The 14,668-nt window shown below is 63.2% G+C and carries 12 protein-coding genes; 8 read left to right on the top strand and 4 right to left on the bottom strand.

The features are described 5' to 3' along the window. The first annotated feature begins 1 nt into the window (after position 1). Genes MC381_RS16260 through MC381_RS16250 form a run of 3 tightly spaced genes read left to right on the top strand, consistent with a single transcriptional unit; the run spans position 2 to position 2,854 of the window. A complete protein-coding gene (locus tag MC381_RS16260) occupies positions 2-1,147 on the top strand; it encodes an ABC transporter ATP-binding protein (protein ID WP_251978807.1) in 1,146 nt (381 codons plus the stop codon). Further along, on the top strand, positions 1,128-2,015 hold the full coding sequence (locus MC381_RS16255; protein ID WP_251978806.1) for an ABC transporter permease: 888 nt from the start codon (positions 1,128-1,130) through the stop codon (positions 2,013-2,015). The genes MC381_RS16260 and MC381_RS16255 overlap by 20 nt, the downstream gene beginning before the upstream one ends. Before the next feature lie 11 nt (positions 2,016-2,026). Continuing rightward, positions 2,027-2,854 (top strand): ABC transporter permease, encoded by an 828-nt coding sequence (locus tag MC381_RS16250; protein ID WP_251978805.1) that lies wholly within the window; start codon positions 2,027-2,029, stop codon positions 2,852-2,854. Here MC381_RS16250 and plsB read toward each other — a convergent pair. Continuing rightward, positions 2,835-5,252 (bottom strand): glycerol-3-phosphate 1-O-acyltransferase PlsB, encoded by a 2,418-nt coding sequence (plsB, locus tag MC381_RS16245; RefSeq protein ID WP_251978804.1) that lies wholly within the window; start codon positions 5,250-5,252, stop codon positions 2,835-2,837. The genes MC381_RS16250 and plsB overlap by 20 nt on opposite strands. Positions 5,253-5,428: 176 nt before the next feature. Here plsB and MC381_RS16240 point away from each other — a divergent pair, with 176 nt between their 5' ends. Next, positions 5,429-6,556, top strand: coding sequence for a phospholipase D-like domain-containing protein (locus MC381_RS16240; RefSeq protein WP_251978803.1), 1,128 nt, complete (start codon positions 5,429-5,431; stop codon positions 6,554-6,556). 119 nt (positions 6,557-6,675) lie between these two features. Here the strand turns inward: MC381_RS16240 and MC381_RS16235 are convergent, their stop codons facing one another. Continuing rightward, positions 6,676-7,356, bottom strand: a complete 681-nt coding sequence (locus MC381_RS16235; protein ID WP_251978802.1) for a YecA/YgfB family protein — start codon at positions 7,354-7,356, stop codon at positions 6,676-6,678. A 66-nt stretch (positions 7,357-7,422) separates the two neighbouring features. Here MC381_RS16235 and MC381_RS16230 point away from each other — a divergent pair, with 66 nt between their 5' ends. From MC381_RS16230 to MC381_RS16220, 3 genes are all read left to right on the top strand, one after another. Then, positions 7,423-7,998, top strand: coding sequence for a SprT family zinc-dependent metalloprotease (locus MC381_RS16230; RefSeq protein WP_251978801.1), 576 nt, complete (start codon positions 7,423-7,425; stop codon positions 7,996-7,998). Positions 7,999-8,167: 169 nt separating this feature from the next. Further along, complete coding sequence (acs, locus tag MC381_RS16225) at positions 8,168-10,120, top strand: acetate--CoA ligase (protein WP_251978800.1); 1,953 nt, start codon at positions 8,168-8,170, stop codon at positions 10,118-10,120. Positions 10,121-10,521: 401 nt separating this feature from the next. Continuing rightward, positions 10,522-11,187, top strand: a complete 666-nt coding sequence (locus tag MC381_RS16220; RefSeq protein WP_251978799.1) for a response regulator — start codon at positions 10,522-10,524, stop codon at positions 11,185-11,187. Between the two features lie 31 nt (positions 11,188-11,218). Here MC381_RS16220 and MC381_RS16215 read toward each other — a convergent pair whose 3' ends face one another. Next, complete coding sequence (locus tag MC381_RS16215) at positions 11,219-11,989, bottom strand: hypothetical protein (protein WP_251978798.1); 771 nt, start codon at positions 11,987-11,989, stop codon at positions 11,219-11,221. 137 nt (positions 11,990-12,126) lie between these two features. After that, the gene (locus MC381_RS16210) at positions 12,127-13,059 is read right to left on the bottom strand and encodes a LysR substrate-binding domain-containing protein (protein WP_251978797.1); all 933 of its coding nucleotides are present in this window, start codon (positions 13,057-13,059) and stop codon (positions 12,127-12,129) included. A 141-nt stretch (positions 13,060-13,200) separates the two neighbouring features. On the opposite strand from MC381_RS16210, the gene MC381_RS16205 reads away from it, so the two are divergent. Beyond that, positions 13,201-14,580, top strand: coding sequence for an L-serine ammonia-lyase (locus MC381_RS16205; RefSeq protein WP_251978796.1), 1,380 nt, complete (start codon positions 13,201-13,203; stop codon positions 14,578-14,580). Positions 14,581-14,668 lie beyond the last annotated feature (88 nt).

Below are 14,668 nucleotides of genomic sequence, written 5' to 3'. Positions count from 1 at the left end.
CATGGACGGACGTGTGTCCTTGAATCAGGTCGCCATGCATTTTGGCGATTTCACGGCGATCCAGCCAACCACGCTTGAGATCGAGTCCGGCGAGTTTTTCAGCTTTCTCGGCCCTTCCGGCTGCGGCAAGACCACGCTGCTCAATATCATCAGTGGTTTCCTGTCGCCCAGCGAGGGTGACGTGGCGATCGGCGATAGCGACATGACCCGAGTGCCAGTGAATCGCCGCCCCACGGCGATGATCTTTCAGAATCTGGCGCTCTTCCCGCTGATGAGCGTCTACGAGAACATCGAATTTGGTCTGGAAGTCCGCGGTATCGATCGACGACGACGACGCCAGAAAGCGGACGAGCTGCTGGCCCTGGTGGCGTTAGAGGGCAGTGGCCACAAGCCGGTCGGCGATCTGTCCGGTGGCCAGAAACAGCGGATTGCCATTGCTCGGGCGCTGGCGGTCGAACCTCGTGTGCTGCTGCTGGACGAGCCGCTATCGGCGCTGGACCTCAAACTGCGACAGCACATGCGTACGGAGCTCAAGGCGATCCAGCGCAAGACCGGCATTACCTTCATCTATATCACGCATGACCAGGGTGAGGCGTTGACGATGTCGGATCGTGTCGCCGTGATGTCGGCGGGGCGCATCGAGCAGGTCGCCGACCCTGCGACGCTCTATCGCCAGCCGGCCAGCGATTTCGTGGCCAGCTTCGTCGGCGAAAACAATCGCTTCAGCGGGCGTGTCATGAAAATCGACGGGGATACGGTGACGCTGGACGCCAGCCTGACGGTCCCGGTCGCCGGGCGCGCGATTGCCGGCACCGATGCCCTGACGGTGGGCGCGCCTGCCACGCTCTACGTACGCCCGGAGCAGTGGCGTGTCGGTGCGGCGGATGACACGCGCCTGCCACTGGCCGGTGTGATCGAGAACGAGCACTTCGAGGGTGCCTGGCTGACACTCGACGTCGCGCTGGCACAGGGGCCCAGGGTTCGCGTTCATGTTGCGCAGTCGACCGCGCAGGAGTCTCCCGACTTGTCACTGTCGGCCGGGATGTCGTGTCGCCTGGACTACACGCCTGCACGGGCGATCGTCCTGCCCGCCGAAGTGGGGGAGGAAGTTGGCGAGGAGGGTGCCCATGTGGCGACAACTGTGTGACCGTTTCGGTATGCCGCTAGGCATGGCGGTCGTCGCGCTGATGGGGATCTGGCTGATTCTCATGGTGCTGCTACCTCAGTGGCAGATGATCGACTACTCGCTGCATCCGTCGCTGTTACCGGCGGAGCAGGGCGGCGAGAAGGATGTGTGGACCCTGGCCAATTACGCGACGTTCTTCCAGAACGAGATCCATCTCTCGATTTTCTTCAAGACCATCTGGTCGAGCGTGCTGGTTACGGCGCTGACGCTGGCGGTCAGCTATCCGCTGGCCTACTACCTGGCCAAGGTCGCCCGGCCCGGTCAGGCGGCACTCTGCCTGTTGCTGCTGATCATTCCGTTCTGGATCAACGAGATTCTGCGGACGTTCGCTTGGTACATCATCTTTGCCTTCCGCGGGCCGTTGAACGAACTGCTCTTCGCGCTGGGCTTGATCGACCGGCCGATCCGATTTCTCAACGGCGACATCGGCGTACTCGTCGGGATGGTCTATGCCTATATCCTGTTCATGGTATTTCCGCTCTACAACGCCATCGAAAGCCTTGACCGCAACCAGATACGTGCGGCGCGTGACCTTGGCGCCGGCTGGATCCGCACGCACCGGCGAATCGTGATTCCCCACGCCAAGCCGGGTATTGCCACCGGTTGCATCATGACCTTCATGCTGGCGGCCGGCAGCTATGCGGTGCCGGCGCTGCTGGGGGCGCCCGGCAGTCGCTGGTTTACGCAGATCATCTACAACTGGTTCTTCGAGGGGGGAGACTGGAACCAGGGCGCGGCCTACGCCTTTCTGCTGCTGGCGCTATGTATCGTGTTCGTCACGCTGGTGATGCGGCTGTTCAAGGTCGGTCTCGGCGATATCGCCAGGTAGGGAGAGAACCCATGAATGCTTCACGTTGGTTGTCATTGGGCCTCAGAGCCTATCTGGTGATCTTCTTTGTCTACCTGTTCCTGCCGCTGGTGATCATGGCGGCCGCGACCTTCAACGCCAGCCGGTTTCCCACGGTGACGCCCTGGACCGGTACGACTCTGCAGTGGTTCTCGGCGCTGTGGGCCGACGGTGGCATGTGGGATGCACTGTTCAACAGCGCCGTGGTCGCGGTCGGGGTGCTCTGTCTGGCGGTACCGATCGGTGTTGCCAGTGCCCTGTTTCTGACCACCGTCGAAGGCCGCGGCAAATCGTTCGTCTATGCGCTGATTCTCTCGCCGCTGCTGACGCCGGGCGTGATCATCGGTATCTCGACGCTGATCTTCTGGCGTGGCTGGGGACTCAACGGCGGCATCGTGCTGACGGTCATCGCGCAGAGTGCCTTTATTGCCGCTTACGTGATGCTGATGGTCACGGCGCGGCTGCAGCGCTTCGATCGCACGCTTGAACGGGCCGCCCTCGACCTCGGCGCGAGCCAGTGGCAGATGTTTCGGCGGGTCCTGTTGCCGTATCTGCGACCGGCGATCCTGTCGGCGGCGGTGCTGGCCTTCCTGCAGTCCCTGGAGAACTACAACACCACGCTATTCGTCGCCGGCTACGACACCACGCTGACGCTCTATATCGCGTCCAAGGTCCGCACCGGGTTGACCCCGGCGGTCAATGCCCTGGCGCTGATCATGATTCTGTTCACGGTCGCGATGGCCATGGTCTACGAGATCAAGAGGCGGCGCGAGGCGCGTCTGGCCGTCGCACGGCTCGCGGTTACTGATGAGTCAGCCTGACCAGGCGATGGCGCAGCTCGGGATCGAACAGGCCTCGGCTGCGCATTTGCGCGCGCTGCAGGGCCTCGTCGTAGTGCAGGCGGCTATCCACGACCCGCAGCCAGCCCTGCTGCTCGAGCGTCTCCAGCATGCCGGAGAACAGTCGCTTGTCGAAGAACTCCGGGGCATTGAGGCCCGATAGCAGGGTCAGACGCTCGGCCAGCTGTCGACTGTGCTCCTCGAGTGTCTCACGGCTGAGCTCGCCGCTGGGGTAGCGCAGCAGCGACGCGAGCAGCAGATAGACACGTTCCAGTGTCGGCTGTACCGGCTGCCCCAGCAGGCGGAGATGTTCGCTGGCGGCGAGATGGCCCGGCTGACGACGCCAGCCTTTGTCTCCCGGCTTGAGCAGCGACTCCGAGGCCAGCACCTCGAGTGTCGCGGACAAGCGAGCCCGTGAATCGGCAGGCGGCGAGAAGTGCAGCTCACGCGACAGCAGCGGCCAGGCGGGCGTCAGCAGGGCATCGAGGTCGTCCAGCGTGAAGGTGGCATTGTTGCGGAAGGCAAAGGCCACCAGGCCGAAATGCATGAACAGATGCAGCGCGTTGTTGCGGTACCAGGTCAGCAGCGTGGCCTGCTCGGGACGGGCGCTGATCAGTTCCCCCAGCGCTTGCGGCTGGCGGTCGACGAACCCGAGTTCGATGGCCTGTTCGATCCAGCTTTCCGGCGTTCCCGATGGCAGTTGGCAGTGCTCGCTGCCGGGGAGAGCTCGCTGCAGGCGTACCAGCAGGGCGATGTGATGGCTTAGCAGGTCGGATTCGATCGTGTGGTGGGGCGTGGCCAGCAGTGTCATGGCGACCAGAGAGATCGCATTGAGCGTGGCGGCATCGTTGATTCGCTGTGCCAGTGTCTCGCCAAGCTTTGGGACCGCGTCTTCCAGCCAGGCCGGGCGTTCCGTGTGGCGCTGTTGTTGCCACCCTGGCGCCGTGGCTTCGAGGAAACCTGCCAGCGACAACGGCTCACCGACGCTGACGGCAACGCGACCGTGAGGGTCTCGCAGGTGCCGAAGGGCACCCAGCAGATCCAGTGGCGACTCTTTCTTCTTGCCGCCGCCGCGCAGTTCGCGCAGGTAGGCGTTGCTCTCCAGCACTTTCTCGTAGCCGATATAGACCGGCACGAAAGCCACGTCTCGCGTGGCATCGCGGGCGAAGGAGCGCAGCGTCATCGCCAACATGCCGGGGCGCGGCGAGAGCATGCGCCCGGTTCTCGAGCGACCGCCCTCGATAAAGTACTCAAGGGGATGGCCGCGAGCGATCAGGCGGTGAAGATATTCGTTGAACACGGCGGCATAAAGGCGGTTATCGCGAAAACTGCGGCGCAGGAAAAACGCACCACCACGCCGCAGCAGCGGGCCGACCAGCGGCATGTCGAGATTGCGCCCGGCCGCGATGTGCGGCGGCATCAACCCCTCGCGGTACAGAACGTAGGAGAGCAGCAGATAGTCGACATGGCTGCGATGGCAGGGGACATAGATCAGCGTCCGGTCGCCGGCGATCGCCTTGACTGCCTCGAGACCGTAAACGTCGACCCCGTCGTAGAGGCGATTCCAGAGTCGCTTGAGCAGCTCGTAGAGGAAGCGCAGCACCGGGTAGGACATGTTCGAGGCGATTTCGCGCGCATAGCGCTCGGCACGACGGCGCTCGCGCTCGGGCGTTGTAGCGTTCTGGGCGGCGGCCTCGGTGATCGCGCTGCGTACCGATCGGCTGTCGATCACGCCGCGCATCAGGGTGCGGTGGTGCGAAATGTCCGGGCCCAGCACACGGGCGCGAACGCGTCGGAAGTGCACGCGTAGCACACGAGCCACCTTGCGTTCGCCAAGCGCCGCGGCGGGGTCGTCTATCAGCGGGCGTAGCTGAATCGGTGCGCCGAAGTGGACTTCCAGATTGCGGCCGTTGATGGCGATCGAGAGCAGTCGCCGCAGGCGACCGCTCCAGGCCCAATCGTCGGCGGCGAGCATTTTCCAGAAGCCGAAGTCCTTGCCCGGAGCGCGGCTCCAGAAGACGCTCACGGGAACCAGCTGTGCATCCAGCGTCGTGTCGCCTGCCAACGCGTCCAGCACTTGTTGCAGCGTCGATGTCGCCGGGCGGCTGCGCCGACGGGGGCGCGGCAGCGCGAGGCAGCCGGGGAGGGTGACCTCGCCGAGTCGATATTGCGCTGCCGCGCGCGGTAGCCCGAGATCGCGAGTCAGCCGGTCGAGCGCGATCTCGTCGCTTAGCGCGGGGTGGGCGATAACGTATAGCGTCGGCCGCGAGGCCTCGAGGGGTGCCGGGTCCGGCTCGACCAGGCGGAACGCGAGCCAGCGTCCGAGCGCCTTGCTGGCCAGCTGCCGCCAACCTTTCTGAAGACCGAGCAATACCGACATCGACACGGATTCCCTGCAAATGCCCGAGTATAGCGGTGTCGTCCAGCGGCGGTGAAATCCTGCGTCGCGGTCGGCCGTTGAGGGCGATATCGATCGAGGCCGGTGACGCGCAGCAGCGACTTTCCTTGCGGCGGGAAACATGCGTCAATCGGGGGCCTCAAGGAGGTAGGCGCAGGATGCAAGCGACGTGGCGAGAGGGAAACCGGTTCGAGCTGCTGCCGGAGGGCAAGCGGTTCTGGCCGGCCATGCGAGAGGCGATCGAGACGGCTCGGAGATTTCTCTGGATCGAGCTTTACCTGATGGAGTCGGGGGCACTTGCCGACCGCTTCATTGGCTTGCTACAGGCGGCGGCTGCCCGAGGGGTTGAGGTCAAGCTGGTACTCGATGGTCTTGGCAGTCTGGCGCTCTCACGCCACGATCGCCAGCGTCTGCGAGCGGCGGGCGTTGAGCTGCGCTTCTTCAATCCGCTGGCAGTGACGCGTCTGGGGGGCAACCTGATGCGTGATCACCGCAAGCTGGTCATCGTCGATGGCGAGCTGGCCTTTACCGGTGGTTTCGGCATTGTCGATGAGTTCATCGATGCCTGGTATGAAGTCGCGGTGCGGATTCGCGGACCGGTGGTGGCAGATTGGATGCGCCTGTTCGCTGACGTCTGGGATTCGCCGTTGACGCGACACGGGCGCCGGCGCAGTCGGCTGGCCCGCCAGATTTCGCCGGCGTCCGCGCTAGCCCCGGCGGCCTATCCCGGTATGCGCGGACGGGCGATCTCAGGGCGCGGTCACCGCTATCAGGCCATCCGCCTCTCGCTACAAGGGCGGGTGTCCACGGCGCGCGAGCGACTCTGGCTGTGTACGCCCTACTTCGTGCCGACCTTCAGTCTGCGACTGGCGCTGGCGCGTGCTGCCCGGCGCGGCGTCGATGTGCGTCTGCTGCTGGCGGGCGGTCATCACGATCACCCGGGGGTGCGCTATGCCGGTCAGCGTTTCTATGGCCGGCTGCTCAAGGCGGGAGTCAAGATCTACGAGTTCCAGCCCAACTTCATTCATGCCAAGTTCAGCGTGGCCGATGACTGGGTCTCGCTCGGCTCGTGCAACTTCGACCACTGGAGTCTGCAGTGGAATCTCGAAGCGAACCAGGAGATCGAGCACACCGGATTTGCCAATGATGTCGCCGAGCTGTTCGAACGCAACTTCGCGGCCAGCCGGCGGATCGATGCCGAGGCGTGGGCGAAACGTCCCTGGTGGCAGCGTATCCGGGAGTGGGGCTTCGGTACGCTTAACGCCTGGGTGACTCGTTTGAAGTGACTCGTTTGAAGAGACTCGTTCGAAGTGAAGGTCATGACGGAAAGAGTCGTGTGACATGAATCGCGCCCGAGAGGCCGTCGCGAGATCAGGTCACGGGCGCCGAACCGGCGCCCGTGACCTCAGCGTTTGCCGCGGCGGCGAGATGTCGATTTCGACTTGCCACTGGCGCCTTTCGGTTTGCCCTTGGCCGCGCCCTTCGGCGGTTCGGGCGGTACGCGGAAGTGCAGATAGAGGTCCAGTGTCAGTTCCGGGAGCTGGGCGGCGAGCGCTGAGAACTGAGTATCCTCGGCAATCATCTCGGCCAGTTCGGGCTCGTCGTCGAACAGTCCCGAGAGTGCCATGAATGGCAGCAGGAGAGCGGCGACATGTGCCTCGTCCTGGGCGAACCAGGCGGCCTCGTCGAGAAAGACGCCTTGCATGAAGCCGGCACACCAGTCCTCGATCGCGGCGGCCATGTCGCCGTCGTCATCCAGTTCGCTGTCGAAGGGCAGCTCGAGCCAGTGGCCACGCTCCAGGATGCTGGCAGCGTTGGTCTTCAGCGCTTCGAACAGACCGAGAATCTCGTCACGTTCGGCGGTGTCCTGGAAGGGGGGCTCCCCTTCGAAGAACTCGGCGATCCACTGTTTCGGCGCTATCTCTGTCGGGGCGACTGCTAGGGCGACCAAGTAGCCGTGCGCGCCGATGACGTCGGGCACGGTCTCCTCGAGACGCTCCGAATTCAGGTAGTCGTCGAGTCGCGCGAGGGCGTCGTCGTCCAGGGGCGGCTGGCTATCGATGGCGTCGTCCGGCTCTTCCGACATGGGGGCTCCGAAGTGTGGGGTCGACGGGCTGGACGCCCGTGCTTGCTGGCGGCATTCTAGCACTCCATGACCCATTCGCATTCCTCTTCTCTTGCCCCTGCGCTGGGCGTCAGCGATATCGCCGCGCTGGAGGCGATGTCCGACGCTGGACTCGAGGCGCATCTCGTGCAGCGCGCCGAGGCGGCCTGGCGGTTGGCGCAGTCGCTGCATCCTGCGCTACCGCACCCGGCGATATGGTTCGATCTGCGCGGACGTAGCGCCGGCCAGGCGCATCTGCAGCGCGGCGGACTACGCTTCAATCGCACGCTGCTGCGCGAGAATCGGCAAGCGTTCATGGACGAGATCGTGCCTCACGAAATGGCGCACTGGCTGGTCTTTCATCTCGAGAACGGCACCCGCGCTCGCCCGCACGGGCGCGAGTGGCAGGCCGTGATGCGCCAACTCTACGGTCTGGCACCGGTGGTGACTCACCGCTTCGATGTCTCTCGGGCCAGCCCCATGCCCTATCGGTATCGCTGCCGCTGCGAAACGCCGCACTATTTCACTGCCCGTCGGCATGCGCAGGCGCGGCGCGGCAGTCACTATCGCTGTCGTCGCTGCCGCGGGCGGCTGATTTTCGAGCGCCTCGAGGCGCGTGCCTGAGCGTTCTGGTGACGGTGGCCGGTCTGGCTGAGACGAAGGTCTAATAGGGGGGCACCGGCGCCGCCGTTATATGCTGGTGGCCTGTTATGCCGCTCTGCTATCGCATTGAGTCGGCTGGGCTTTCATTGCCGTGCCGGCCTATCGGGCACGGTCTCAGGGAGACTGGAGCATGAGCGAACAGCAGCGCGTCTATCCCGTCGACGAAGAGCTGGCGGCCAAGGCCTGGGTCGATCGTGAACGTTACGAGAAGCTCTATCGCCAGTCGGTGGATGATCCCGAGACGTTCTGGGGCGAGCAGGCCAAGAGCCTCGATTGGGTCACGCCGCCCTCACGGATCAAGAATACCTCTTTCGCGTCATCCAACGTCGATATCCGCTGGTTCGAGGATGGCGAGCTCAACGTCGCCTACAACTGTCTCGATCGCCACCTGGAAACGCGCGGCGACCAGCCGGCGATCATCTGGGAAGGAGACGACCCCAATGACGACAAGGTCATTACCTACCGCGATCTGCACGCCCAGGTCTGTCAGCTAGCCAACGGACTCAAATCGCTGGGGATCGGCAAGGGTGATACCGTCACACTTTACATGCCGATGGTGCCCGAGGCGGCGGTGGCCATGCTGGCCTGCGCGCGTATCGGGGCGATTCATTCGGTGGTCTTCGGCGGTTTCTCGCCGGATGCGCTGGCCGGCCGCATCGTCGACTCCGGCTCGCGCGTTGTCATCACGGCGGATGAATCCGTGCGTGGCGGCAAGCAGGTGCCGCTCAAGGACAACGTCGATGCCGCGCTCACGCGTGATGGCACCGACGTGGTCGAGACAGTTCTGGTGGTCAAGCGTACCGACGGTGAAATCGAGTGGCACGACAGCCGTGATCGCTGGTTTCACGAGCTGGTCGAGGCACAGTCAACGACCTGTCCGGCGGAGACCATGAACGCCGAGGACCCGCTGTTCATTCTCTACACTTCCGGATCGACCGGGACGCCGAAGGGATTGAAGCACACCTCCGGCGGCTACCTTCTCTACGCCGCGCTGACCCACCGTCTGGTGTTCGACTATCACGATGGCGAGGTTTACTGGTGCGCCGCCGATATCGGCTGGATTACCGGCCACAGCTATATCCTCTACGGGCCATTGGCCAACGGTGCGACCACGTTGATGTTCGAGGGGGTGCCGACCTACCCGGATCATGGCCGCATCGGCCAGATCGTCGACAAGCATGATGTCGCGATTCTCTACACCTCGCCGACGGCAATTCGTTCATTGATGGCGCATGGCGAGCACATCATGGATGACAGCCGCCGCGATTCGCTGCGCGTACTGGGTACGGTGGGCGAGCCGATCAACCCCGAAGCCTGGGACTGGTTCTATCGGGTCATCGGCAAGTCGCGCTGTCCGATCATGGATACCTGGTGGCAGACCGAGACCGGCGGGCACATGATCACGCCGCTACCCGGGGCGACCGCTCTCAAGCCGGGCTGTGCCACCAAGCCGTTCTTCGGCGTTCAGCCGGCGCTGTTCAGCAACGAGGGCAAGACGCTCGAGGGCGCGACCGAAGGCAACCTCGTGATCCTCGACTCCTGGCCTGGCCAGGCGCGTTCGATCTGGAACAATCACGAACGTTTCGTCCAGACCTATTTCTCCACCTATGAAGGCGTCTACTTTACCGGCGATGGCTGTCGTCGCGATGAGGATGGCGACTACTGGATCACCGGGCGCATCGATGATGTGCTCAACGTTTCCGGGCATCGCATGGGCACCGCTGAGATCGAGTCCTCGCTGGTCGCACACGAGAGCGTGGCGGAGGCGGCGGTCGTTGGCTATCCGCACGACATCAAGGGGCAGGGCATTTACGTGTATGTCACCTTGAACGATGATGTCGAGCCGTCCGATGATCTGAAGCAGGCGCTCAAGCAGTGGGTACGCAAGGATATCGGGCCCATCGCGACGCCGGATTTCATACAGTGGGCCCCCGGGCTGCCCAAGACGCGTTCCGGCAAGATCATGCGTCGTATCCTGCGCAAGATCGCCGCCAACGAGTGCGATGGCCTGGGAGACACCTCGACATTGGCCGATCCCAGTGTGGTCGAGGATCTAATCGACAATCGCTATCTGAAGTCCTGATGGTGCGACCTGAAAGGATCGCCTTTTGGCAACGGTAGGAGAGGTAACGCAACAACTAAATGACTAGAACTATGTTGAGATAAACGCCGTTTTCTCTAGCCTGAATCGGCCACGATTATCGTTCGGTTGTCTTGAAAGACGCTGACCTCCCGGTACTTATCGTGCCACTCCAACGGGAGGGAAGCACGCCAGCTTTCCAGGACGACCGAACTTTTTTACGTCTGTTTTCGCGGGGTTTTTCAGGCGTGTTGGAAAGATTTCGCGGGCAATGACTTGAGGCTTGGGAATCCTTCTTCGCATGGGGTAACATGCCGATAATAACGAGTTGAACCATCTTGTCCGGATGGCCACATCCAGCCACCATTATTGGCGGACATCCCGACAGTGCCGGAGGAGATTCAATGGCTTTTGCCCAGAAATTCATCGTCGCCGATGACCACCCACTCTTCCGGGCGGCGCTCAATCAGGCGCTGAGACAGGTGTCGCCGCAGGCTGAGATCGTCGAGGCGGACACCATGGAGGCGACGACGGAGGTAGTGACGCGTCACCCCGATGCCGATCTGATCCTGCTGGATCTGCACATGCCGGGCGCACATGGCTTTTCCGGGCTGATTCAGCTGCGGGGACAGATGCCCGACATTCCGGTCACCGTGGTGTCGGGAAGCGAGGAGCTCGATGTCGTGCGTCGCGCCATCGACTATGGCGCCTCCGGGTTCATTCCCAAGTCGGCGTCGTTGGATACTATCGCCGAAGCGATTGGCGAAGTGCTGAACGGCGAAGTCTGGCTGCCGTCAGAGATGGCGGATGCCATGGGCGAAGGCAGCGAGGAAGATGCTCGCTTCGCCGAAGCGATCGCCTCGCTGACGCCGCAGCAGTTTCGCGTGCTGAACATGCTGACGGAAGGCCTGCTCAACAAGCAGATCGCCTACGAGCTCAACGTCTCGGAGGCGACCATCAAGGCGCACGTAACGGCTATCCTGCGCAAGCTGGGCGTGCACTCGCGCACTCAGGCCGTCATTGCCGCGCAAAAGTTGGAGATCGATCCGCCCAAGGTGACGGACGACTGAGTCTGATGATGCCGAGCGTGCCGATACGGTATCAGGCGTGCTCGCGCTTCTCTGCAGGCCGCCGGTTGCGTGTCGACACGGCGGCTTTTTCATGGCTGCCGACCAGCTCATGGAGCGTGGCCTGCGGCTGTCTGGCCGCTCCCATCCGACGCAGTCTCACCGCCAGCAGGCAGAGTTCGACGCTGGCAAACAGCAGCAGGCTGTAACCCGCCAGTTCGGTCATCTCCTCGGCCGCATCCTTCACGACGCGAAGATAACCGTCGCCCATCAGCGCCTGCCACATCTCGCTGCGGCCATAGAGACGGGAAAACAGGTAGGTGGTCAGGAAGCCCCCGGCAAAGAGCCCGAAGCCGAGACTGTTCGAGAACAGGCGGAATTCGGACGCGAAAGCTTTGTGGCGAATGATGGAGATGGCCAAGGTGGGCACGACAATCAGGGCCACCAGGCACTGCCAGGCGCCGTCGAAGGCGTAGATATCCAGCCAGCTGTCATTCTCGCGCACGAACGAGGCGGCGAAGAATGCCCAAAGCAATAGACTGGTGGTCCGCATGACCTGCAGACGCTGCCGAATCACCAGCATCAGCACGGCGGAGAGAAACAGCATGGCAGCCTGGGATATCTCGGTCAGCGAGGTTTCGGTCAGGTTGGGACCGCCCGGGTGCATGACGTCGATCTGCAGGGTCGCCTGCATGAGACCGGCCAGCAACAGGATATACAGGACGCCGCGCAGTGCGACCGTCCTGACAGGTAGGGAGAGCATGATGGTTTCCTGCAGAAATTGATAGCCCGCTAAGATTATCATGCTTAAGTTCGTTAAGAAACGCTGTTCCTGGACGGATTTAATTTTCTTTTAATAATCAGCGAGTAAAGACCTGCCTAGTGAGACGTGGTTGGCGGTTGGGATAGGTGAGTGGCTGATGTCTTCAAGCGGATGGCCGATTACGCCGACTCCGGGGCGCGAGAGCGCTGGGCTTCTTCCTCCAGCCAGTCGTGGATCGCACGCACGCGGCGGTCGTCGAGCGCGCCCTGCTGGAAGACCAGACCGTAGCGTTTGCCGGTTGCTACGGAACCCGGGAAAGGGGCAATCAGCCGGCCGCTGGCCAATTCGTCGCCGATCAGCGTGCGTCGGGCGATGGCAACGCCCATCCCGGCGATCGCGGCTTCCACGGTCAGCTGGTTGCGATTGAAGGTATAGCCGCGACGCACGTTGACCTGATCGCCGCCAATCGCTTGCAGATAGTGCTCCCATTCGGCGTAGTCGTGGCTGCCGCGCCAGGCGGTGACGTCATGAAGCAGCGGATAGTATCCGAGCGCTTCCGGATGCGTGAGCGGTGGTCGACGGCGCAGCAGCTGCGGCGAGCAGACCGCGAAGATCTCCTCGTCGATCAGCGGTGTCATCTGCAGTCCCGGATAGTGACCGTCGTTGAGATCGATCGCCAGATCGAAGCCGCCATCCAGCAGAGAGAGGTTGCTATCCTCGGCGCTGACGTGGAGCTCAATGTCCGGAAAACGTGCCTGCAGACGCGGCAGTCGGGGCATCAGCCACTTGGCCAGGAAAGAGGGCAGGCAGCGCAGCCGCAGTACGCCACTCATCACGCCGCCGCGCAGGCGGTCCACCTCCAGGCCGACTGCGTCATAGGCCTCGGCGACCACGCCAGCGAGACGCTCACCTTCTTCGGTCAATGCCAATTGGCGCGGCAGGCGCCGAAACAGACGAAAGCCGAGTCGCTCTTCGAGCTGTTTGATCTGTTGGCTGACGGCACCGGTGGTGACGTGCAGCTCCTCGGCCGCTCGCGTGAACGACAGGTGGCGGGCGCTGACGGCGAACACCTTCATCCAGGCGTGCGTCTGGGCATTAAGTGATTGCGGCATGGTTTAGATAGACTAAAAGCCCCGGCAGATATTATCGATTGTTCCCGGTGTAACCGGCGACCACACTGAAGTCAAACTACATCTGATACCTGTTTCGAGAGCGACCTCGGCGGGTGATCCTGCGACATTTGGAGTCGTCCCATGACTTTCAGCGTGTTCGACCTGTTCAAGATCGGCATTGGCCCTTCCAGCTCGCATACCGTCGGGCCGATGCAGGCGGCCCATGACTTCGTGGCCGACCTGCGCGAGCGCGGATTGCTGAACGCGGTCACGCGCGTCCACGTCACGCTCTACGGTTCGCTCTCCGCGACCGGGCGGGGTCACAACACTGACCAGGCCGTGCTTGGCGGGTTGATGGGGGAGCGCCCACTGACGGTTGACCCCGATGACCTGGCGCTCAGGCTGGCGGCGCTCGAGCGTGACGGCGAACTCGTGTTGGCGGGCGTCCATGCGGTCACCTTCCAGGCCGAGCGGGATATTCTGTGGTGCGACGAAATCCTCTACTATCACACCAACGCGCTGCGGATCGTTGCCTACGACGGTGACGCCGTGCTCTTCGACAACACCTACTACTCGGTGGGTGGCGGTTTCGTCGTCGATGCCGAGCAGGCGCATGAGCGCGAGTCGGCGACGCCGGCGGTAGCGCTGCCCTATGCCTTTCGCAACGCCGAGGAACTGCTCGCCATCTGCCGGCGCGAGTCGATGTCGATCAGCGATGTGATGCTGGCCAACGAGGGAGCCTGGCGCAGCGAACGCGAGACTCGCGACGGGCTCTGGCGTATCTGGGAGGCAATGAAGGCCTGTGTCGACAGTGGGCTCGATCAGCAAGGCGTGCTGCCGGGCGGGCTCAATGTGCGTCGGCGGGCGCCCGGCCTCTATCAACGGCTGCAGGCGCTGGACGAGGAGAAAAGCCTGATCGCCAGCACGTTTTCGGCGATGGACTGGGTCAACCTCTTCGCGCTGGCCGTCAACGAGGAGAACGCCGCCGGCCGTCGCATGGTGACGGCGCCGACCAATGGGGCGGCTGGCATCGTGCCGGCGGTGCTTCACTACTACATGAAGTTTCAGCCTGATGCCTGCGAGAAGGATGTGGTGCGCTTCCTGCTTGCTGCCGGTGCCATCGGCATCCTGTGCAAGACCAATGCGTCCATCTCCGGCGCTGAAGTCGGCTGCCAGGGCGAGGTCGGTTCGGCCTGCGCCATGGCAGCGGCGGGACTGGCGGAGCTGATGGGCGGGACGCCGGCGCAGGTGGAAAACGCCGCAGAGATCGGACTCGAGCACAATCTGGGGCTGACCTGCGATCCGATCGCCGGCCTGGTGCAGGTGCCCTGCATCGAGCGCAATGCCATCGCCTCGGTCAAGGCGATCAACGCGGCGCAGATGGCACTGCGCGGCGATGGCGAGCATTTTGTCTCGCTGGACAAGGTGATTCGGACCATGCGCGACACCGGTCGCGACATGCAGGACAAATACAAGGAGACTTCGCGCGGCGGCCTGGCGGTGAACACGATCGAGTGCTGACGCCGGCGACACTTCGGCGCCGGGCGCGATTCCGGTCAACGGGGAGGTCGAATGACGGTAACGGGGAAGAACGGCAACGCGAGATAAC

It is taken from the genome of Salinicola avicenniae, assembly GCF_023736115.1.
Lineage (GTDB): Bacteria > Pseudomonadota > Gammaproteobacteria > Pseudomonadales > Halomonadaceae > Salinicola > Salinicola avicenniae.
Note: the sequence above shows the minus strand (reverse complement) of the source record. Positions and strands in the feature narration are given on the sequence as shown.

What these genes read in the sequence shown, in the direction of transcription:
- plsB (WP_251978804.1), bottom strand. Translation starts at nt 5,252, where the DNA reads ATGTCGGTATTGCTCGGTCTTCAGAAAGGTTGGCGGCAGCTGGCCAGC.
- MC381_RS16250 (WP_251978805.1), top strand. Translation starts at nt 2,027, where the DNA reads ATGAATGCTTCACGTTGGTTGTCATTGGGCCTCAGAGCCTATCTGGTG.
- MC381_RS16255 (WP_251978806.1), top strand. Translation starts at nt 1,128, where the DNA reads ATGTGGCGACAACTGTGTGACCGTTTCGGTATGCCGCTAGGCATGGCG.
- acs (WP_251978800.1), top strand. Translation starts at nt 8,168, where the DNA reads ATGAGCGAACAGCAGCGCGTCTATCCCGTCGACGAAGAGCTGGCGGCC.
- MC381_RS16260 (WP_251978807.1), top strand. Translation starts at nt 2, where the DNA reads ATGGACGGACGTGTGTCCTTGAATCAGGTCGCCATGCATTTTGGCGAT.
- MC381_RS16235 (WP_251978802.1), bottom strand. Translation starts at nt 7,356, where the DNA reads ATGTCGGAAGAGCCGGACGACGCCATCGATAGCCAGCCGCCCCTGGAC.
- MC381_RS16230 (WP_251978801.1), top strand. Translation starts at nt 7,423, where the DNA reads ATGACCCATTCGCATTCCTCTTCTCTTGCCCCTGCGCTGGGCGTCAGC.
- MC381_RS16215 (WP_251978798.1), bottom strand. Translation starts at nt 11,989, where the DNA reads ATGATAATCTTAGCGGGCTATCAATTTCTGCAGGAAACCATCATGCTC.
- MC381_RS16240 (WP_251978803.1), top strand. Translation starts at nt 5,429, where the DNA reads ATGCAAGCGACGTGGCGAGAGGGAAACCGGTTCGAGCTGCTGCCGGAG.
- MC381_RS16210 (WP_251978797.1), bottom strand. Translation starts at nt 13,059, where the DNA reads ATGCCGCAATCACTTAATGCCCAGACGCACGCCTGGATGAAGGTGTTC.
- MC381_RS16205 (WP_251978796.1), top strand. Translation starts at nt 13,201, where the DNA reads ATGACTTTCAGCGTGTTCGACCTGTTCAAGATCGGCATTGGCCCTTCC.
- MC381_RS16220 (WP_251978799.1), top strand. Translation starts at nt 10,522, where the DNA reads ATGGCTTTTGCCCAGAAATTCATCGTCGCCGATGACCACCCACTCTTC.